This is a genomic window from Candidatus Pelagibacter sp. HIMB1709, assembly GCF_052047635.1.
Taxonomy (GTDB): domain Bacteria; phylum Pseudomonadota; class Alphaproteobacteria; order Pelagibacterales; family Pelagibacteraceae; genus Pelagibacter.
In genome coordinates, this window is sequence record NZ_JBNAJW010000001.1 from 1,148,254 (window position 1) to 1,168,350 (window position 20,097).

Below are 20,097 nucleotides of genomic sequence, written 5' to 3' on the forward strand. Positions count from 1 at the left end.
AATTAGATTTATTGTATATTAAATAAATTATGATAGAAAATTATGTGTAAATGAAAGAATCTATCAATACCGATAAAAAAAATTCAACATTCATTATAGCTGAGATGTCAGCAAATCATAATAATGATTTTAATCTAGCTGTAAAAACTATTGAGTCAATAGCAGAAGTTGGGGCTGACGCAGTGAAGGTTCAGACTTATAAGCCAGATAGTTTAACTTTAAATATGGACACAGGTTATTTTGCACCACGTTTAGAAGGATTGTGGAAAGGTTATACGCCGTGGAAACTTTATAAAGAGGCTTCAATGCCATATGAGTGGCAATCTAAACTAAAAAAAATAGCTGAAGCGAAAGGTTTAATTTTTTTTTCTACACCATTTGATATAGAGGCTGTAGATTTCTTAGAAACTTTAAATGTTTCAATGTATAAAGTAGCTTCATTGGAAATTGTGGATATCCCTCTTATAAGATATTGTGCAAGCAAAAATAAGCCTATTATTCTTTCTAATGGTGTGGCTGAAATTAAAGATATAGAGTTAGCAATTTCAACTTGTCGTGAAGTTGGAAATGATGATATTACTTTATTAAAATGTACATCAGATTATCCTGCTTCTGTTAGTGATGCTAATTTAATAACAATTCCAGAAATGAAAAATAGGTTTGGAGTAAAAATTGGAGTATCAGATCATACATTAGATAGTATTGTTCCAATCGTAGCAACCTCATTAGGAGCTACAGTTGTTGAAAAACATTTTATTTTGGATAGAGAGTTAGGAGGACCTGACTCTGCATTTAGCATGGAGCCAGAAGAGTTTCGTAAGATGGTAAATGATATCAGAGATGTTGAGGCAAGTCTTGGCAAAGTTTATTATAGTGTCTCAGAAAAAGATATGTGTCGACGTCGTTCATTATTTATTTGTCAGGATATTAAAAAAGGTGAAAAATTAACTAACAAAAATATAAAATCTATTAGACCTGGTTATGGTTTACATCCAAAATACTATTATGATATTTTGGGCAAAACTATAAAACAAGATGTCAAAAAAGGTACCCCACTTTCTTGGGAAATAATATCAGAGATATAATTAATTTTGAAATATTTTTTATATCATAAAAGACTCTGTAAAATAAAAACCAGACTCCGAACCTCTTAATTTGGCTAATGACCTTAATACCTCAGGTGACCATGGATGAGTATCTGTCCTTGCCTCCTCCTCAAATGTTTACATTGCTTTTATCTTCGCCGATAAATCATTATTTGAGATATTGACATAAAAGTTTGGTTCCCATTGAGTAGGTTTCAGATAACCTGTACTGCTTGGTATTTCGCCACAAAAAATAGGAATGTGAGAATTAATTGAAGGTCTAGATGCAACTACAGAAGCCACATGACAATATTGATGATCTATATTGGTACAAAATCTATGATGAGTAAAAATTGCATCAGATCTTATTTTATTAATTATTTTAGAACTGACTTTTTACTCCAATGTGGAAAAAGAATGTATTTGGCTTAATTGATTTTAGATAAGAAAGTGATAATTTTTTGGGATTGCTTATTAAAAACCAATTTTTACTTTTTTTATATCTTGATTTTTTAAATTGTTTGATGTTCCAATTTTTATTGTAGCAATAATATATTTATCCATAATTTAATAATATTTTTTTTGATCAATATCTTTATAAATTATATACCCATCTTTTCCAAAATTTTTAATTTTAATTTTTTTATCTATTTTTAAGTTTTTGAAAATTTGTTCTATTTCATCTCTTTTTATTCCACCTGGCATTTTCAACGAATAACTAAATCGAGACTCAATCTTTGGTTTTGTTTTAAAGATTATCTGATTAACTCTCATTAGAAAAAATTTAAGATTATCTTTTATTAGAAAATAAGAACCAAAAAAATTTACTTTAAAATTAAAAACTCTAAAATTTACAGGTTTCATTTTAATCTTTTTTATATTTTGCATAATTATTTTTGATGAAGTTTTTTTTGTAATATAAAATCTATCTTTGATTTTTTTTTTATATTTTAATTTTTCATAATTATAATTTTCATTTAAATATTTTAACAGAAAATCATAATTAGATGTTTGAGGAGCACATTTATTTGCAAAATTTCGAAATGTTACATTATTCTTTAAATTGTAAGAAATTGCTTTTTTACCCATGATTATAGATTGTATTCCAGCAGTAGACTCACTAAAGATAACACAATTTGAAGCAGCTATATATGCTGTTAAATCATACTTATTGTCAATTAAAACGTTAGAGTATTTTTTTTCTTTAAATTTTTTTTTCCAATCTAAAACATTTTCTGTTGGATGTGGTTTAATTAAAATTTTATATTTTGGGAAGTCTTTCGTTAATTTTTTTATGAGATTTACAAATGCTAAAAAATTTTTGTGACTGTCTTTTCTTGCTTTAATTCTTTTTTTAAGATAGCCGTAAGTTAATTTATTATTATTTCTCTTCATTTTTTTTTCATTTGAGATTTCTTTTTGTAGCCAACTATAAGAACTTATAAAAGTACTTGGTATAAAAAAAAATGGAGAGTATTTTTTTAAATGTAAAATTTCATCCTTAAAAATTTTTGAATAAATTTCTTTTCTCCAAATATCAAATCTTGGAGAACCAGTTTTGATTATTTTATTAGTATGATTTTTATATTTTTTGTTCCATCCTTTGTAATCAAAATTTCCCCAAGTAAATATTTTATTTACTAGTGATACATTTTTTAAATTACTTCTGTAATTTAAGTAAGATTGAAAAGAGGATGTATTGCTTTGAGTAGCACCACCTTCCTCATCTAATGATATGTATGCATTACCCTTATTTTTGATTCTTAATATATGATTTGTGTCATTATAATTTATAGATTTATAAAAGTATATTCCTTCTCCAAGCAAAGAAGTTGCTCTTATTGACGATTTTTTATCACCAATAAAATAAACAAAATTTTCATTAATATTTTCTGAAATGAAAAGTAATTTGCTAGTAAGTTCTCGAGCTTTTATTTCGATTGGAATATAAATTAATTTCATAAATATTAATGGCTTCTAATAAAATTTACACTGTCTTATGTTAAGTTATTTTAAATAACATTAATTAATATATTTATTAATAAATTTAATATTTATCTATAATGTACTCTTAACTAATGAGTTTAAATTGATTATCCTTTATTTCATAACATTTATCGAAGTATTTTGATAATGATTGGTTATGAGAAGTGACTATCATTGTTTTATCTGTAAATGTCTTAATCATATTTTTTATAATTTCAATCTCACTTGAAATATCGATTTCATTTGTAGGCTCATCAAGAATTAATATTTCAGAATTTTTATAAAGAAGACGAGATAAAGCAATTCTTTGTCTTTGACCTCCAGATAAATTTGAACCGTTTTCCTTTATTTGTAAATTTAAATTTAAAACTTGATCAGAAAATAATTTGTTTAATTGAGTTAAATTGGCAACACTCTCAATTAATTCTTTGTTTATGTTTTTTTCATCATTTTCAAAAGTAATATTAAATAGAAGACTTTCATTAAGAACAAAACTTTCCTGAGATAGATAACCTATCATATTTTTAATTTTGTTTGGATATCGTGAAATATCTATATCATCATACATGATTTTTCCCTCATCAACTTTTATCAAGCCAGCCAAAATATCTAAAAAAGTACTTTTGCCCATGCCACTTGGTGAAATAAGCAGGATTTTTTCTGATTTATTAATAATTAAATTTGCATCCTTAAATATAATTCCACTATCTGCATGATTATATGAAATATTATTACATTCTATTTTATTCATTAGTTTTATTTTTAAATTAACATCTTTATTATCTATTTTTTCAAAATTTTTATAACCAGGAATTATTTCATCGTATAACAAATCAATAGATGGACTTGCATTTCTTATTTGATTTAAACTTTGAATAATTTTTGTACTAGCTGGATAAAATCTTAAAGCTATAACAAAATAAAAACCAATATTAGCTACTACTAAATTTAAATCTTGATTAGAATTTAAAATATAAAATAAATATGAAACCAATATAGTAATTATTGAGATTTCAATCATGACTTTTGGAGTTAAGTTAAAAGCAGAATATTTTGTAGATAAATTAAATATTTTTTTTTCATTTTTTCTAAAATTATTTAAAAAATAATCTTGTTTGTTAAAAAGAGATATATCTTTTATAAATTTTAGACTTTCATTTAAAAAAAGGCTTGATATTTTTGATATTTCTAGTCTTTTTTGGGCCCACCTGTATGATAATATTTTTGTTAAAAAATAGTATATAGAAAAAAATAAAAAAAATATTAATATCGAATATCCTGCTAACTTATAATTATTAATCAACATAACCACTAACAGACCAATAATCATTAAGCTCTCAACAATAATCAACATCCATCCAGTTAGATACTTAGCAAATCTTGATGTCTCAGTTTTTACGTTTCTTATTTTTACTCCAGCATTAATTCTATTAATTGAAAGCAAATCATCTGTAAGATATCTTTTCAAAAGAGAATTTTGAAGGTAATGATGAATTGAATTTACAAAACTTGCTTGCCACCAACCAAAAAATATTATGAACAAGTTTTTTAAAAAAAATATGGTAAAAAATAATAAAAGAATTATTTTTATACTTTCTAAATTTGTTAAATTTGGAAAGTACTGTTGAATTATTTCTAATAAAAAATTATTTTGACTGAGCAGAGAATGCAGAAGTGGCAGAACTAGACTGATTCCCAAAGCTTCAATTCCAACTGAAAATAAATTTAATATAAAAAATATTAATAGTTTTGTTTTTTGATTAGTGTTTAAAATTTTTAAAAATTTTAGCATTAATTATTTTATTGCTAAAAAACCTTCAAATGTAATACATTTGAAAATTGTCATATAATCTTTAAATCCAGCTCTTTTTAAAAATAAAAAATTTTCTCTAGTTGAATATGGTTCTAGAACTCCTTTTAAACTCTTGCTTTTATTTAATATTTCATTGGGCGAAAAATTTCTATCTATTTTATAATTGGTGTAAATTTGTGTCATTATATCCTGAAATCTTGCATCTGGTGCTCTAACTTTGTCAAAAAAGATAAATCCACCCCCCCAATTTAATGAATTAAATATTTTATTAAATACTTCTTGTCTATGTGCCGGCTTTACAAAACTTAGTGTGAAAAAACTGGTTATTAAGTCAACATTATTTAGAATTTTATCTTTTACGATATCTTTTTTTAAAATTGAAATATTTTTTTTATTTTTATTATTATTTTTTGCAGCTTGAACCATTTTTTTAACTGAATCATAGCCATTAATTTTTAAATTTTTATTATTATGTCTAGCATTTAATTTTTTTATAAATGTTCCAGTAGAACATCCCAAATCAATAGTTTTTGAGTTTTTCTCTAAAAAAAAATCTGAAATTTCAAGTCCAAGTTTATGACATAGTAAATAAAGAGGAATAGATTTATTTATATGTTTATCAAAATTTTTCCACACATCATTATCAAAAGTCCATGAAGCATTACCTGCCTCTAAGTTTTGACCTAATTTATTTTTCATAAGATAAAATTAATATAGCTTATTACAGTTAAAGTTAAAGAATATTAGATTTAAAAAGTTTAAATTATCATAATCATGTAAGAGATAAATGATTTTTTTTATTAATTTAAAAAAGTATCTTCTAGATATATTATAATTCTGTTTTATATTTTTTCTAAAACGATATGATACATTCCACTTAAAACCTCATCATAAGAAACAGTGGGATAATTTTTTTTTATTATGGACCAAAAATTTTTGATATCGTGGATAAATTTTGTTGATTTTTCATTATAATGAGTAGGTTCTGTAGTGATTAATTTTAATTTAAAATTGTGTTTTGTTGCATACTTTAATAAATCTCCAATTGTTGATCTTGGATAATTAAGACCATTATAAAAAAAATCTATCATTTTATCTTTTCGATTATAATGAAATTCCTTTATATATCTTTTGTATTCTTTTTCGTTAAGAATCACATGCCCCCAGGGAATTCCAATGCTAGCGTATCTATGTGCGCCGAGATATGAAAAAAAGGATCTATGTTTAAAAATTATAATCCCACCTTTCTTTAAACATGATTTCAATTTTAAAAATAGTTTATCCCAATCATTGAAATGCTCAATTGATTTGAGATAAGCAATATCAATTTTTATTTCTAGTTTATCTAAATTTAAGGCTGAGAGCTGACGAAAATCATAGTGATAATTTTTTTTATATAAAATTTTTTGTTTACTTGGTTTTAAAGAAAAATTTTCATACTTTAATAGATTTGAATAATTTTCAAATTCTAAAAATTTTTTTTTTTTGAGCTTATTTATAATCTTTAGAAATACTTTATATTGATTGTGTTTTGGCCAACTGGTTTGATGTTCTCCATCTAAAAATGGATCTATTCCATATGAATATTTTATTCCTGTGAGTGAAGAAATTAGTCTAGGAATCATGCCATTACCACAACCAATATCTAAAAAGGTCTTGTTTTGAAACTTATATCCTAATTTATTTACCAAACTAAGAATTTGATGAACTTGTAAAATTATTCTTCCTATTTGTATTTTTGAAATTTTACCTTGAGGTGGAGGATCATAATATTTTGTATTTTTTGAAGTTGGATTTAAAAGGTTAAGTAAATATTTCTTTTCATTTACAATAATCTTATTTCCACTATCTAACTTAAATGATCTGGATAATTTCATTTTAATAATACGTTTATTCTATATTATATTAATTTAAAAGTTTTATATCTAAATAAATGAAAAAAAAAATTATTTTTATAATAATTGAAAGTGTCAAACGAGAGCTAGATTCAAAAACCTTGCTAGCATTAAAAGCTCTTAAAAGAAATTATAGAGTTGTGATAGGCCAAAAAGCTGCAATTCGTTCCTTGCTTAAATTTACAAATCCTGGAATTGTAATATTAAAAAGTTTCGGACCTAGAAATACTAAACACATAGATTTTCTCAAAGAAAATAATTTTAAAATAGTTTCAAATGATGAGGAATTAATTTTAGCTTTAGACTTTGAGGATAAAATAAATTGGAGAATGAATAATGAAAATTTAAACAAGCTGGATATACTTTTATGTGTTGGTGAGGGATCTGATTATCCGATAATTAAAAAAAAATTTAATTCTATAATTAAAAATGTTCTTGTGTGTGGAAATATAAGATTAGAATTATTAAAAAAAAAATATGAGAAACTTTTAGAAAAAGATTCAGCTCGAATTAAAAAAAAATTTGGAGATTACATCTTATTACTAACTGCCTTTGCAAAAATAAATAAAATTAGAGAAACACATCAAATCGATTACGTATTTAATAGAATTGTAGAAGCTAATATTGACCCAGAATCTCATCATATATTCCTTGCTAATGAACAAGTAAATATGCAAAGAGATGCCCTTTTACAGACCTTGAAATTTTTAGATAACTTTGAAAAAAATTTTCCAAATAAAAAACTTGTAATTTCACCACACCCAAATGAAAAATTTGACTTTTGGAAAAATTATATAGCTAAAAGAAAATTTAGAAATATTGTTATTAATACAGATTTGCATTCAACCTCATATCCATTAATTAATTCATGTGAAATGTTGATATCTACTAACTCCACATCATTATTAGAAGCATATTTTTTAAAAAAAAAGACAGTAAATTTTTTAGGAAAAAAAACTAGGGCATCAGAAATTGATCTTTTAAAAAGAATATCAAAAGTTGTAAGATCAGTTGATGAACTGAATGCAACAATAAGAAATTTTGAAACAGCTGAGAATAAAACACATCCAAATGAAGGGCTTATAGAAATAAAAAATTCTTCAAAAAATTTTGATAGTTTTGAAAGTATTTTGGAGAGATTTGATGAATTACAAGATGTAAAAACTTACAATTCTTTATTTAAACAGAAAAAATATGACGGTTATTTTATTATCATTAATCAGTATAGAATTTTAAAAAATTATATAAAAAAAATTATCAGATATAAAAATAAAAAAAAAGCTTTGTTAGAGAGATTTATGAAAGAAAAAATAGGAACAAGATTGCAGTATAAAAATTTTGTAGAAAGAATAAATTACATAAATAGCTATGAAAAAGTAGATAATTTGCGAGTTAAACAAATTATACCAGAAGTTTTTCTTCTAGACAAAAATGAATAATAAAAATTGAATATGAGACTTGCTAAATATAATGAGTGTATTTTTTGTGGTTCATCAAAATTAAAATTAATTTTGAATCAAAATTTTACTCATAATTTCTACACTATTGCTATTAAAAATGATTTTAAACTTTCTGATAAATTTTTTAAAAAAATGAAAATTTTCGAATGTGAAAAATGCTATATAATTCAAAATAATCCATGGTTTTCAAAAGAAATATCTTTTAAAATATTTAATCAGGTCTATGGTCAACATAATCGCAATTGGTCAAATGCTATAAATTTTTTTCAAAATGGAATTAAACCTAATCACGGAAAACTATTTAATATACTTAATAAAAATTTGAAAATTAAAAATTATTGTGAGTTTAATGTTCCTTTTATGGGTTTGATGATTGATTTTTTTAGCAAAGAATATGAGAAAAATATAAATTTTTATAAAAAATCTTTTAATTATTCTTTAAAATATCTTTCTTCAAGACAAGTTGCAGGCGTAAATAAAGCTTCAATAAAAAAAAAACAAAAAGAAGTTCAAAAATATTTAAACAAATTAGATAAAATAAAAATTAAATATAAATTAAAAAAAAGTAGTTATATAAATAAGTCAATTATAATTGATAATACATATTTAAGTTGGTTATATAATGATAATTATAAGTCAGTTAATAGTCGATCTCTAGCATCAAAAATTTTAGATATTAAATTTGAAGATTTTAATTTAATAAAAAAAACTAAAATATATGATTTATTTGGTATATTTCATACTTTAGATCATACGCACCAACCTAAAAAAATTTTAGACTTTGCCTTAAATAATAGCAAATATGTAGCGATTTATTTTCATTCAGATGAAAATCTTGAGAAACAACATTTGTTCTCATTCACAGATAAATTTGAATCTTATTTAAAAAAAAGAAAAATTTTTTGTAAAAATATAACTTTTGAAATTGAAAAAAAAACCAAGTCAAAAGAAATTTATCTATTATGTTCAAAATTCTATAAGATAAATTTAAAATTATAATATATGAAAAAAATTGTAGTTGTAATACCAGCAAAAAAAAAATCTAATAGATTGAAAAATAAAAATATTTTGCCAATTAAAGGTGAGCCGATGTTTTTATATCTTGCAAAAGAGATAAAAAAATCAAAAAAAATTGATGAAATTATTATTTCTTCTGATTGTAAAAAAATTGAAAAACTTTCTTTGGCAAACAGTTTTAAATTTATAAAAAGACCAAAAAGACTTACATATGAAAATGCCGAAAAACAAGATGTAGTAGTGCATGCTATTAAAAAAATTTATAAAAATTCTCAAAAACCTAAGATTGTAATTTCTCTTCAACCTAATTCACCAGAACTTAAGTATAAAGATTTAGAAAAAGCGCTGGTTTTTTTTGAAAAAAAACTTTTTCCTGGCGCTAAAATAAAGGAACTTATTTCAATTAATAAAAATAAAATTCAGAATGCTGCATTTAGAATTATGACATATAAAACAGTTTTTCAAAAAACTTTAAGTACAAAAATTGGAGTCTATGTTAAGAACTTAATTGATATTCATAATTTTGAAGAATATGTAAATGCGAAAAAAAATATTGAAAAAAAAAATAAATAAAATAGCTGTTTTCATTTCTGATGAAGGCTTTGGGCATTCAGTTAGACAAAAAACTATAATTAGTGAATTTTTTAAATACAATCCAAAAATTCAATTTACAATTTTTAATGATAAACGATTATTATTCTTGAAAGAATATTTTGGTAATAAAATAAATTATAATTTTTATCCAAATACTCTTTGCACAATAAAAAAAAAAAGTGGTGAATTAGATTTAATTGGTACAAAAAAAATACTTATTAATTGGCCAAAAAATTCAAATATGCACATCAGAAAAATGTTAAAAAGTAAAAAAAAATTGGATTTTGACATCATAATTTCAGATCTAGTCCCAGAGGCCTTTCAATTAGCAAAAATATTAAACATCCCATCATTTGGTGTAGCTAGATTCACTTGGGATTGGTTTTTCCATAACACCAGATTTAAAAAGTTAAAGGAAACGAAAATGATTAAGGATTCTTTGAAGTTATCAAATAAAATTTATTTTCCTACCTTTGTAAAAAAAAAAGTACTTTCAAATGATTATTTCAATTTTAAAGAAACAAATTTAATTTTTAATAAAAATATTTTTAAAGAAGGAACAAATCAATTTTTTAAAAGTACAAATTCATTGAAATGTTTAATAATGGATAATGGGACAAAAACTAACTCAAACTTAATTCAAAAAACTGTTAAATATCTTAAAAAAATGCAACATATAGATTTTTACATATCAGTAGATAATTTTTCTGATCAATTAAAAACATATGTTGCTAAGCAAAAAAATTTAATTCCAATACAAGGTTTAAAAAATATGCATCGATTAATATCTTATGTTGATTTTTTAGTTGCTAGAGGTGGATTTAATACTTTAACAGAAATATTAATTTTTAAAAAACCAGCATTACTTATAGATGAAAAAAATAATCCAGAAATAAAGGCAAATTTAGATCAAATGCATAAATTAGGCTATTGTTCAATAATGAAACAATCTAGTTTTAAATCTAATTTTGAAAAAAAAATTAATTTTTTTGTAAAAAAAAATATGAAAAATATTGAAAATAAACTAAGATCAAATTATATAAATCCAAATGGAGCAAATCAAATAATCAAAGATATAGTAACAATATATGAAGAAAGTAAATCTAATTGCTGAATTGTGTCAAAATCATTATGGTGATCTAAGTATTGTTGAAGAAATGATACATGCTGCTAAAGAAAATGGAGCAGACTATGTCAAAATTCAATCTATGAGATCAAACGATCTTAATTATCGTGAAAGATTTGAAAAGGGTTTAATTGAGGGTGGATATACAAAATGCAAGAAGAGACCTTTTAATCAAGAATTTCAAAGGCTTAGAAATCTTGATTTAAATCCCGATGAACATTTTAAATTTTTAGAACTTTGCAAAAAATATAAGATTAAGCCTATGACAACTATTTTTACTAGGAATAGAATTAATTTAGTAAAGAAGATGAATTTAGAATATTTAAAGATCTCAAGTTTCGATTGTTCATCTCATGCCATGATAAAAGATATTCTTTCAAATGTTAAATCCAAAATGATAGTTTCAACAGGTGGAGCATATGATAGAGAGATAATAAAAACTGCAAAAATTTTAAAAGAATATAAAAGAAAATTTACTTTACTTCATTGTATTTCAATTTACCCAACAATTCCTGAAGTAGCATCACTCTTGAGAATTAAATTTTTAAAAAAATTTTCAAAAAGCGTGGGTTTTAGTGATCATTCAAATCCAGACATTTATTCCTATGATTTATCTGCGATATCAAAAACTCTAGGAGCTACATGGATAGAGAGACATTTTACTATTTTAAAAAAAAATGCAACAAAAGATGGCGTTGTCTCTGTTAACCCATCTCAATTGAAAGAATTAAGAGAAGTATTAGATCTTCCAAATTCACAAATATTAAATTTTATAAAAAAAAAATATAAAAAAAAAGAATACTCAAAAATTTTAGGCTCTGCTAACAGAGAACTAACAAATGAAGAGATGCTAAATAGAGATTATTATCAAGGAAGATTTATAAGTAAATCGAAAACAAATAAAATTGTTTATAATTGGGACGAAACTGTAAAACTGAAAAATATTAATCAAGTTTAGATATAAAAAATAATAAAAAAACTATGAAAATAGTCGCCACTATTAGTCCTGGAAATAGTGGAGGTGGTGCAATTCATGATTTTATAAAACTAAATACTAGATATTATTCACCAGTCAAAGGTCATGAATTTCGCTTGCTACAAGATCCTGATGGGCTATTAAATTTATATAAAAATTTTTATGAGGATTTTACAATAAATAATTGCTCAAACGCACTTAATAGATTTAAGAATTATACACAATCACTATCTAAGCTAAAAATGAAAGTTGACGGCAGGTATGTGAGAATTTTTGATAAAAAATTTATTGAAGAAACAAATAATTTTACAGATAAAATTACATTAATTAGCTATCCTGGTTTACCGCAATTTTATAAAGTTCAAATGAATTTTTTTGAAAAATTAACTTTGGGAACAAAATCGAGATTTTTTAATGTTAAACAAAAACATCTTAATAAATTTAATATGATTTTACCGGTTGATGAAAAAATTTTTTTAAGAGAAGCTAAAAAATATTTAAAAAAGATAATTCAATCTAATTTAAAAAAAAAACAAAAAATAATTTTGGATCAACCAATATCAATTTGGAATTATCATAAAATTTTTAAATTTTTTGATGATGTAAAATTGATCATAGTTACAAGAGACCCTAGAAGTATTTTTTATAGTATGAAATCTAGATCATCGAAAGCTTATCCAGGAGAAGATATCAAAAAATTTGTTATTTGGTACGATTACATAATAAAAAAATTTTATTTAAATTATAAAAAAAATTTATTTCATAAAAAAATTTTAAAAGTAAATTTTGAAAATTTTGTAAGTGATGAAACATTAAAAAATAAAATTTTAAAATTTATCGACGATAAAGAAATTAATTATAAATTCGATTTTTCAAAATCAAAGAATAATGCGTATAAAGCCAAAAGTTTATTATCAAAAAAAGATCAACTATTTATAGAAAAAAAATTAAAATCTTTTTTGCAATGGTAGAATTTAATAAAACATATAATTGTAAAATTTGTAATAGAGAAGGAATATCCTTTTATAATGAGCAATTTCTTGGTCCTAGATTAACAAAGTATTTTACAGGGTATTATGGTGAAGAAAAATTTAAACTTTTTAAAAATAAATTAGAGGGTATTAATTTTCATCTATTAAGATGTGATAATTGTAAATTTATTTGGCAAAAAAATTCTCCTGACAATAAGTTTAGTTATTTACTTTATGACAATATAATTGACTCAGACAAGAGTTTAGAGAAAAGTAAATTAAAATTTGTTAAAGATAAATTTAGAGTCTTTGAAGAAATAAATTTACTATTCCATAAATTTAAAAAACAAAAAATTAATATACTTGATTTCGGTGCTGGTTGGGGTCACTGGCTAATTTCTGGAGATAAAAAAAAATATAATCCTTATGCTTTTGAGCTTTCTAATAAAAGAAAGAATTTTTTAAAGAAAATGGAAATTAATATAATAGATTTTGATAATATTAATAATTACGAAAATTATTTTCACTTTATTCGTCTAGATCAGGTTTTAGAACATTTAGATAACTTTAACTATATTTTTAAAATACTTAAGAAAGTAGCAAGAAAAGATTGTATATTTTTTATTTCGGTTCCAGATGGATCAAATTTACCAAAAGATCCCTCTAAAATAAAAATTCAAAAAGGACCAATCCAACCTCTTGAGCATTTAAACTGTTTTTCTAGATTTAGCTTAGAAAAATTAATATTAAGAGAAAATTTTCAAATTATGGGATTAAAAGAAACAATTATGATGCATTTCCACCATTTGTTAAATGGAAAAGTTAATATTAGCTTGTTTTATAATGATGTAAAACATTATTTTAATTCGACATCTATAAAATTTAAATTTAAATAATCTAAATATATTTTAGTGAATAAAGTTATTAAAAAAATTGTTGTCACAGGTTCTGTAGGATTTATTGGTTTTTCGTTATGTGAAAAGCTTTTAGAGCGTGGAGATACAATAATTGGTATTGATAATCACAATGATTATTATGAACCTGAAATTAAAGAAGCCAGGTATCTTAATTTAAAAGAAAATTTAAATTATTTACATTATAGAGTTGATCTAAAGGATTCTAATGCCTTAGAAAATATTTTTAAAAATCATAATCCTGTAAAAGTTGTAAACCTAGCTGCCCAAGCTGGTGTACGTTATTCATTAAAGAATCCACTTTCTTATATTAATAGCAATATTTTAGGATTTGCAAATATTTTAGAAAATTGTCGAAAATATAAAATTGAAAATTTAGTTTATGCCAGCACATCTAGTGTATATGGTGCTAATACGAAGATGCCATTTTCAGAAAACGATAATGCAAATCATCCATTGTCTGTTTATGCGGCCTCAAAAAAATCTAACGAACTCATGGCACACGCTTATAGCTATCTTTATAAACTTCCTACAACAGGTCTAAGATTTTTTACAGTTTATGGACCTTGGGGAAGACCAGATATGGCTTTGTTTAAATTTACAAAAAATATTTTGGAAGGGAAATCTATAGATGTTTTTAATAATGGTAAACACAGCAGAGATTTTACTTATATTGATGATATTGTTGAGGGAATAATAAAAACATTAGATGAACCTGCTGATACAAATTTTGAATGGAATAGTGACTCACCAGACCCTGCAAGTAGTATAGCCCCTTGGAAAATTTATAATATTGGCAATAATAAACCAGTACAGCTTATGGATTATATTCGGGCAATAGAAAATGCTTTAAATAAAAAAGCAAAAATAAATTATTTACCTCTACAATTAGGTGATGTCCAAGATACTTTTGCAAATATAAATAGTTTAAATAAAAAATTTAACTACAAACCATTGACCTCTGTTGAAGAAGGAGTTTCAAGATTTGTTAGGTGGTACAAGAGTTATTATAAGGTGTAAATAATTACAATGATATTTTTATATATTAAGCAATATTATTTATATTGAATGAAATTTTTAAATTAAAATAATGAAACTAGTATTATTTATTTCACCGCATTACAACAAATGTGGAGAAACATATATTTTTGAAAATTTATTCAAAAATTTTAAAAGATTAAATTATATCGATTTTAAAGTTTTTAATTATTATGATGAATTTGATCATTTAAAAAAAAAAAATTTAATTCAAAATCCTTTTAAAATTAATTTTGTTTTTAGATTTTTAGAGCAAAAATTTCCTTGGTTATATTATAGGATCTGGATTATTCTTGTTTTTTTTCACTTACAATTAATTTTTCCATTTGTTTTACTAAATCAAAGAAAAAAGTATTCAGAAGTAATAGTTGTCACTCGAATGTCAAATATTGCTATTGCATTTATCTCTTTATATTTTGTTTTTGAAAAAAATATTAAATTTTATTGTTCAATAGCTGGTTTAGTTTACGAAAATTTTTTTAGAAAATTTATTTGGAGAAGTATTTTGAAAAATTATGAAGGGATTATCATTCCTACAAATGATATGAGAAAACATATAACCAACTATACTAATTCAAAAAAAATATATGAAATTCCCAATCCAGTACTTACAGATGAAATGAAAAACCAAAGGAAAAAAAATTTTATTTATAAAACTGGAAATACTTTTAAATTAATTTGCATTGGAAGACTTAACAAACAAAAAGGGTTTGATGTTTTGATAAGAGCAATATCTAAAATATCTGATGTTAAGTTGGACATAATTGGAGATGGTGAAGATAGAATTAAACTTACAAATCTAAAAAAAAAATTAAAATTGAATAATAAAGTTAATCTTTTGGGATGGCAAAATAAACCTTGGAAAAATTTAAATGATTATCATTTATTTGTTATGCCGAGTAGGTGGGAAGGTCCAGGCCATACGGTTATCGAGGCTTTATGCCAGAATATTCCTGTCATAGTTTCAGACTGCAAATATGGACCGAAGGAAACCATAAAAAAAGGGAAGTTTGGAATATATTTTAGAAAAGATAATGTTCTTGATTTAAGAAAAAAAATTATTGAAGTAAAAAATAATTATCACGTATATAAAAGAAAAAGTTTAGAAGGTGGTTCCTATATTAGGAATTATTATTCTTCAGAAAATATAATTAAAAAATATTTCGATATATTTAATAATCAAAAATAGAAAACATATGAAGATCTCAGTAATTTCCACAACTTATAATTCTGAAAAATATTTGGTGGAAAATTTAAAAGCTCTTAAATCTCAAACTTATCAAAATTATGAGCATATAATTTTTGATAGCTGCTCAACTGATAATACGGTTAAGATATTAAAAAAATTTCAAGATCATAGAACTAAATTGTTTGTTGAAAAGGATAATGGAATTTTTTTTGGTTTAAACAAATGCTTAGATAATGTAACAGGCGACTTAATTTTTCTTTATTGTAGCGATGACACTATAAAAAATAAAAATTTATTTTACGAAATATCAAAAGTCTACGAATCTAGGTCAGATGTAATATCCACAGATGTAAACATCGTAAGTGAAAAAACAAACAACATTGTGAGAAGGTGGGGGGCACCAAAAAAATTGAGTCATATAATCCTACCTGCTCATACAGGATTGTTTATTGGATCTTATTTTAAAAAATTTAATTTTGATACAAAATATAAAATATCTTCAGATTTTAAATATTTAAGAAAAATATTCAAAGATAACAATATTAATTATAAATTTCTGAATATTCACTCTGTAGATCAAAGAGATGGTGGAAATTCTACAAAATATAGCAATCAATTAAAAAAAATGATTGAAGATATTAAAATACTAAATGAAGATTCGCTTTTTTCAATCTTTTTATATCCTATTAAAATCATTTATAAATTAACGCAATTTAGATGGAAGATAAAATAATTTATATACATCCCTTTGAGTTTCCAAGTAAGAAAGCAAATACAGTTCAGGTAGCACAAATGTGTTCTGCTTTTTCAAAAATTGGAAAATCAATAAAGTTAATAGGATTAAAAAAAATTTTTACATCTGAAAAGGATATAAGAATTTATTATCAAATAGAAAAAAAAGTTAACTTAAATTTTTTTCTTCCAATTAAAATTTTTAATAGAAATTTATCCAAATACTTGATCTTGATTTTAGTAATACTTCAATACTTTATTTTTAAAAAAAAATATATTATTTATTCTAGAGATATAAAAATATCCTATATACTTTCAAAACTTGGGTTTAAAAATATTCTAGAAATGCACACAACTCCTTATTGCAATAAGGATATTGTGAAACTACAAAAAATTTATGATTATAAGAATTTTTTAAAAATAGTTTTTATCTCTAAATCATTAGAAAATTTTTATCAAAAATTTATTTCAACGAAAAAATTTTTAACATTTCCTGATGGAGTTAGTTTAGATAAAAAAATAAAAAAAAAAAAACTATTTAAACTTAAAAAACCTAAAATCTCATATATTGGGTCTTTTCATAAAGGTAAAGGAGTTGAATTTATAATAAAGATAGCAAAACATTTTAAAAATTTTGATTTTGATATTTATGGAGGGGATCAAAGTGATATTGATTTAATAAAAAATAAATCCAATAAAAATGTAATTTTTCACGGACATGTTCCTCATAATAAGGTAAAAAATATATTATTTAAAACTGACATTGCATTAATGCCTTACCAGAAAAAAGTTTCAAGTGTTGGTCAAGATGATATTTCAAAATGGATGTCTCCTCTAAAAATGTTTGAGTATATGTCACATAAAACTGTTATTGTTTCCTCTAACCATAGAGTATTAAAAGAAGTATTGAATTCAAAAAATTCATTTATGATTAATAATTATCATGAGGATTTGTGGGCAAATAAAATTAAATATATTTTGAAAAATAAAAAATTAGCTAAAAAAAAAGCAGATATAGCTTATCAAGATGCCATTCAATATACATGGAAAAATAGAGTTAAATTAATAATGAAGTTCAATTAAAAATTTTATCAACTAAGTAAAATAATTAATTTTAGTTTTATTTTCTATTTGTTGCTTAAGAAATCAATTTATGTATCAATAATAAATTAAATGAAATATAAGATTTATTATAAAATATTAAAAAATCATTTTATTTCTGCATCTGATTTAGGCTACAAACAAAAATTTTTTTTTATACATATCCCAAAAAATGCAGGGACAGCAATAACTTATTCTGAAGTTTTAGATTCATATCTTGTTATGCCAACTATTTTTTCTTATCCCAAATCATACCTTTTTGAGCTTAGAAAGGCGATTGGTTTTGGAAATTATGCCCACGGTCGTTATAAAGATTTTAGAATTTTTATTAAAAATAACTACAAATTTGTAGTAGTAATCAGAAATCCTTGGAGCAGGTGCGTCTCAAAATATTTATTTGGACTTAAGGTCTTAAAACAAAAAAAGTTAGAAATACCCAAAAAGTTAAAAACCTTTGAAAATTATATTGAGAGTTCTTTCGAATTTAAAGAAAAAGATTATTTTTGGCATAAGGTCGTAGATGGATGGTATACTCAAAAATCATACATTGAAGGCATTAATGAAGATAGATTAAAAATCATAAGATTTGAACATTTGGACAAAGATTTTGGTGATTTAATGAAAGAAAAAAATAAAAATTTTTCACGAGAAAATAAATTAAAAAGAATGAATAAAACTTCTGTCAATTTTGATGATTATAAAAAATTTTATAATAATAATTTGATTAATAGAGTTTATGATTTGTATAAAGAAGATGTAGAATATTTTAATTTTGATTTTGATACTTCACTAAACAAAAATAAAAAATAAACCTGTGCTAAGGCTAAATATACATCATTCAATTTATTTTCTTTCTTTAATTGGTGCTATATTTTCAAAAGTTTGGATTTCTAAATTTATTATTAATCTAACTTTTAGCACTTTAAGTATGGCCATAATATTTGCGATAGGTTTTTATTATTTATCTCTTAATAGGCTTAAGACACTGATCTTAATATTTTTTTTAACTTTATTTTATTCGCTTTTAAGTTTTGTAAATTTAAATTTTGATATTTTAACTTTCGTTATTATTTTTTTATCTCAAATTTTTACTTTAATTATAATTGACTTAAGAAAGATAAGTAATGATTTTATATTAAAATCAAATATTTTATTCTTAATCATCTTGATAATAAGTTTTGTTATGTTTTTATTTCAAATTAATAATTTCGATATTATGGGTTTAAAATTAGATTTTTATCAAGTGTATAGAGAAGGGAGAGGAATAGATAATTATAGAGGTTTTTCAATGAATCCAAATGTGTCTTTAGCTCCATTTTATTTTATCATTTTATATAACCTTATGATTAATAACAAAGATCGAGTTATTTTATTTATGCTTTTGTTAGTTTCTTTATTAACAATATATACAGAGAGTAGGGTTAATATATTTATAACTTTAGTTTTGATATTTTATTATTTTACCAATACGAACCTAAAAAAAAAATTTTTAATTTTTATTTCATTATTATTATCCATAAAACTGTTTCAAATTTATTTAAATAAGGAAAATTTTATTTTCAATCTTACAAGATATTTTGAATCATTAAAATTTAAGCTTTTTAGTAATAACCAGGTAGATACTTATCGTTTTGAAAAATGGACCAATGCAATGGATAATATTTCATGGAATTTTTTTGGTAAGGGTTTTGATTTTTATGCTTTTAAATATGGATTTTATGCAGAGAATACTTTTTTAGAATTTATTATTTATTTTGGTTTAATACCATTTTTTTTAATAATAATTTATTTTGCGGTATATATTTTGAAAAATATTAATAAGATTAATAAATTATATATAGTTTCAATCTTGATTTTTCTTTCATTAAATATGGGAAACACTTTTATGTTGATACAACCTTTTGGATTATTTGTAGCAACTTTAAATTTAAAATATTATGAGCATAGTTGAAGATTTAAATAACTTTAATAATTTATTTCTGTAATTTTTAATTATGAAAAAAAAAATATTAATTTTTTTTCCAAAAATAGCATTTGGGGGGATTGAAAAAAATTTTTATTGGTTAATTTCAAGGTTGTTAAAAAAAAATATCCAAGTTGATATAATTACTTGTGATTATCCATCAATCAAATTTTTTTTAAATAAAAATTTAAAAATTATAAAATTAATAAAAGATGACAGTTTTAATGAGAATAACTT

The 20,097-nt window shown here is 23.1% G+C and carries 20 protein-coding genes; 15 read left to right on the top strand and 5 right to left on the bottom strand.

Annotated features, from left to right (window positions below):
• The first annotated feature begins 50 nt into the window (after nucleotides 1–50).
• Nucleotides 51–1,085 (top strand): pseudaminic acid synthase, encoded by a 1,035-nt coding sequence (gene pseI, locus ACTTAR_RS06205; RefSeq protein ID WP_440698001.1) that lies wholly within the window; start codon nucleotides 51–53, stop codon nucleotides 1,083–1,085.
• A gap of 138 nt (nucleotides 1,086–1,223) precedes the next feature.
• Here pseI and ACTTAR_RS06210 read toward each other — a convergent pair whose 3' ends face one another.
• From ACTTAR_RS06210 to ACTTAR_RS06230, 5 genes are all read right to left on the bottom strand, one after another.
• Entirely contained in the window at nucleotides 1,224–1,388 is a 165-nt protein-coding gene (locus tag ACTTAR_RS06210) for a hypothetical protein (protein ID WP_440698002.1), read from the bottom strand.
• 264 nt (nucleotides 1,389–1,652) lie between these two features.
• Nucleotides 1,653–3,047, bottom strand: coding sequence for a surface carbohydrate biosynthesis protein (locus tag ACTTAR_RS06215; RefSeq protein WP_440698003.1), 1,395 nt, complete (start codon nucleotides 3,045–3,047; stop codon nucleotides 1,653–1,655).
• A 109-nt stretch (nucleotides 3,048–3,156) separates the two neighbouring features.
• Nucleotides 3,157–4,863, bottom strand: coding sequence for an ATP-binding cassette domain-containing protein (locus ACTTAR_RS06220; RefSeq protein ID WP_440698004.1), 1,707 nt, complete (start codon nucleotides 4,861–4,863; stop codon nucleotides 3,157–3,159).
• A gap of 3 nt (nucleotides 4,864–4,866) precedes the next feature.
• A complete protein-coding gene (locus ACTTAR_RS06225; RefSeq protein WP_440698005.1) occupies nucleotides 4,867–5,583 on the bottom strand; it encodes a methyltransferase domain-containing protein in 717 nt (238 codons plus the stop codon).
• Nucleotides 5,584–5,726: 143 nt separating this feature from the next.
• Nucleotides 5,727–6,761 carry a methyltransferase domain-containing protein gene (locus ACTTAR_RS06230; protein WP_440698006.1) on the bottom strand — a complete coding sequence of 345 codons (1,035 nt, stop codon included), beginning with the start codon at nucleotides 6,759–6,761 and terminating at the stop codon, nucleotides 5,727–5,729.
• Nucleotides 6,762–6,817: 56 nt separating this feature from the next.
• On the opposite strand from ACTTAR_RS06230, the gene ACTTAR_RS06235 reads away from it, so the two are divergent.
• The 14 genes from ACTTAR_RS06235 to ACTTAR_RS06300 all read left to right on the top strand — a co-directional run.
• Complete coding sequence (locus ACTTAR_RS06235) at nucleotides 6,818–8,218, top strand: surface carbohydrate biosynthesis protein (protein WP_440698007.1); 1,401 nt, start codon at nucleotides 6,818–6,820, stop codon at nucleotides 8,216–8,218.
• 12 nt (nucleotides 8,219–8,230) lie between these two features.
• A complete protein-coding gene (locus tag ACTTAR_RS06240) occupies nucleotides 8,231–9,238 on the top strand; it encodes a hypothetical protein (protein ID WP_440698008.1) in 1,008 nt (335 codons plus the stop codon).
• Between the two features lie 3 nt (nucleotides 9,239–9,241).
• A complete protein-coding gene (locus ACTTAR_RS06245; protein WP_440698009.1) occupies nucleotides 9,242–9,829 on the top strand; it encodes a cytidylyltransferase domain-containing protein in 588 nt (195 codons plus the stop codon).
• Nucleotides 9,795–10,964: a glycosyltransferase gene (locus ACTTAR_RS06250; protein ID WP_440698010.1), complete on the top strand. Its 1,170-nt coding sequence runs from the start codon at nucleotides 9,795–9,797 to the stop codon at nucleotides 10,962–10,964. Before ACTTAR_RS06245 ends, ACTTAR_RS06250 begins: the two co-directional genes overlap by 35 nt.
• A complete protein-coding gene (locus tag ACTTAR_RS06255; RefSeq protein ID WP_440698011.1) occupies nucleotides 10,939–11,934 on the top strand; it encodes an N-acetylneuraminate synthase family protein in 996 nt (331 codons plus the stop codon). Before ACTTAR_RS06250 ends, ACTTAR_RS06255 begins: the two co-directional genes overlap by 26 nt.
• Before the next feature lie 23 nt (nucleotides 11,935–11,957).
• Nucleotides 11,958–12,923, top strand: a complete 966-nt coding sequence (locus ACTTAR_RS06260) for a sulfotransferase (protein WP_440698012.1) — start codon at nucleotides 11,958–11,960, stop codon at nucleotides 12,921–12,923.
• On the top strand, nucleotides 12,917–13,819 hold the full coding sequence (locus tag ACTTAR_RS06265) for a methyltransferase domain-containing protein (RefSeq protein WP_440698013.1): 903 nt from the start codon (nucleotides 12,917–12,919) through the stop codon (nucleotides 13,817–13,819). Before ACTTAR_RS06260 ends, ACTTAR_RS06265 begins: the two co-directional genes overlap by 7 nt.
• A 15-nt stretch (nucleotides 13,820–13,834) precedes the next feature.
• On the top strand, nucleotides 13,835–14,857 hold the full coding sequence (locus ACTTAR_RS06270) for an NAD-dependent epimerase (protein WP_440698014.1): 1,023 nt from the start codon (nucleotides 13,835–13,837) through the stop codon (nucleotides 14,855–14,857).
• A gap of 70 nt (nucleotides 14,858–14,927) precedes the next feature.
• Nucleotides 14,928–16,064, top strand: a complete 1,137-nt coding sequence (locus ACTTAR_RS06275; RefSeq protein WP_440698016.1) for a glycosyltransferase — start codon at nucleotides 14,928–14,930, stop codon at nucleotides 16,062–16,064.
• A 7-nt stretch (nucleotides 16,065–16,071) separates the two neighbouring features.
• Nucleotides 16,072–16,797, top strand: a complete 726-nt coding sequence (locus tag ACTTAR_RS06280; RefSeq protein WP_440698017.1) for a glycosyltransferase — start codon at nucleotides 16,072–16,074, stop codon at nucleotides 16,795–16,797.
• Nucleotides 16,782–17,879 carry a glycosyltransferase gene (locus ACTTAR_RS06285; RefSeq protein ID WP_440698018.1) on the top strand — a complete coding sequence of 366 codons (1,098 nt, stop codon included), beginning with the start codon at nucleotides 16,782–16,784 and terminating at the stop codon, nucleotides 17,877–17,879. The genes ACTTAR_RS06280 and ACTTAR_RS06285 overlap by 16 nt, the downstream gene beginning before the upstream one ends.
• A gap of 90 nt (nucleotides 17,880–17,969) precedes the next feature.
• Nucleotides 17,970–18,707, top strand: coding sequence for a hypothetical protein (locus ACTTAR_RS06290; protein ID WP_440698019.1), 738 nt, complete (start codon nucleotides 17,970–17,972; stop codon nucleotides 18,705–18,707).
• 373 nt (nucleotides 18,708–19,080) lie between these two features.
• Nucleotides 19,081–19,848 carry a hypothetical protein gene (locus ACTTAR_RS06295; RefSeq protein WP_440698020.1) on the top strand — a complete coding sequence of 256 codons (768 nt, stop codon included), beginning with the start codon at nucleotides 19,081–19,083 and terminating at the stop codon, nucleotides 19,846–19,848.
• A gap of 43 nt (nucleotides 19,849–19,891) precedes the next feature.
• Nucleotides 19,892–20,097: hypothetical protein (locus tag ACTTAR_RS06300; protein ID WP_440698021.1), on the top strand; the 206-nt coding region annotated here is incomplete at its 3' end.

Coding starts and splice junctions, on each gene's coding strand:
- ACTTAR_RS06280 (WP_440698017.1), top strand. CDS start 16,072: ATGAAGATCTCAGTAATTTCCACAACTTATAATTCTGAAAAATATTTG.
- ACTTAR_RS06275 (WP_440698016.1), top strand. CDS start 14,928: ATGAAACTAGTATTATTTATTTCACCGCATTACAACAAATGTGGAGAA.
- ACTTAR_RS06290 (WP_440698019.1), top strand. CDS start 17,970: ATGAAATATAAGATTTATTATAAAATATTAAAAAATCATTTTATTTCT.
- ACTTAR_RS06250 (WP_440698010.1), top strand. CDS start 9,795: ATGCGAAAAAAAATATTGAAAAAAAAAATAAATAAAATAGCTGTTTTC.
- ACTTAR_RS06240 (WP_440698008.1), top strand. CDS start 8,231: ATGAGACTTGCTAAATATAATGAGTGTATTTTTTGTGGTTCATCAAAA.
- ACTTAR_RS06215 (WP_440698003.1), bottom strand. CDS start 3,047: ATGAAATTAATTTATATTCCAATCGAAATAAAAGCTCGAGAACTTACT.
- ACTTAR_RS06260 (WP_440698012.1), top strand. CDS start 11,958: ATGAAAATAGTCGCCACTATTAGTCCTGGAAATAGTGGAGGTGGTGCA.
- ACTTAR_RS06245 (WP_440698009.1), top strand. CDS start 9,242: ATGAAAAAAATTGTAGTTGTAATACCAGCAAAAAAAAAATCTAATAGA.
- pseI (WP_440698001.1), top strand. CDS start 51: ATGAAAGAATCTATCAATACCGATAAAAAAAATTCAACATTCATTATA.
- ACTTAR_RS06255 (WP_440698011.1), top strand. CDS start 10,939: ATGAAGAAAGTAAATCTAATTGCTGAATTGTGTCAAAATCATTATGGT.
- ACTTAR_RS06225 (WP_440698005.1), bottom strand. CDS start 5,583: ATGAAAAATAAATTAGGTCAAAACTTAGAGGCAGGTAATGCTTCATGG.
- ACTTAR_RS06230 (WP_440698006.1), bottom strand. CDS start 6,761: ATGAAATTATCCAGATCATTTAAGTTAGATAGTGGAAATAAGATTATT.
- ACTTAR_RS06265 (WP_440698013.1), top strand. CDS start 12,917: ATGGTAGAATTTAATAAAACATATAATTGTAAAATTTGTAATAGAGAA.
- ACTTAR_RS06235 (WP_440698007.1), top strand. CDS start 6,818: ATGAAAAAAAAAATTATTTTTATAATAATTGAAAGTGTCAAACGAGAG.
- ACTTAR_RS06295 (WP_440698020.1), top strand. CDS start 19,081: ATGTTTTTATTTCAAATTAATAATTTCGATATTATGGGTTTAAAATTA.
- ACTTAR_RS06220 (WP_440698004.1), bottom strand. CDS start 4,863: ATGCTAAAATTTTTAAAAATTTTAAACACTAATCAAAAAACAAAACTA.
- ACTTAR_RS06285 (WP_440698018.1), top strand. CDS start 16,782: ATGGAAGATAAAATAATTTATATACATCCCTTTGAGTTTCCAAGTAAG.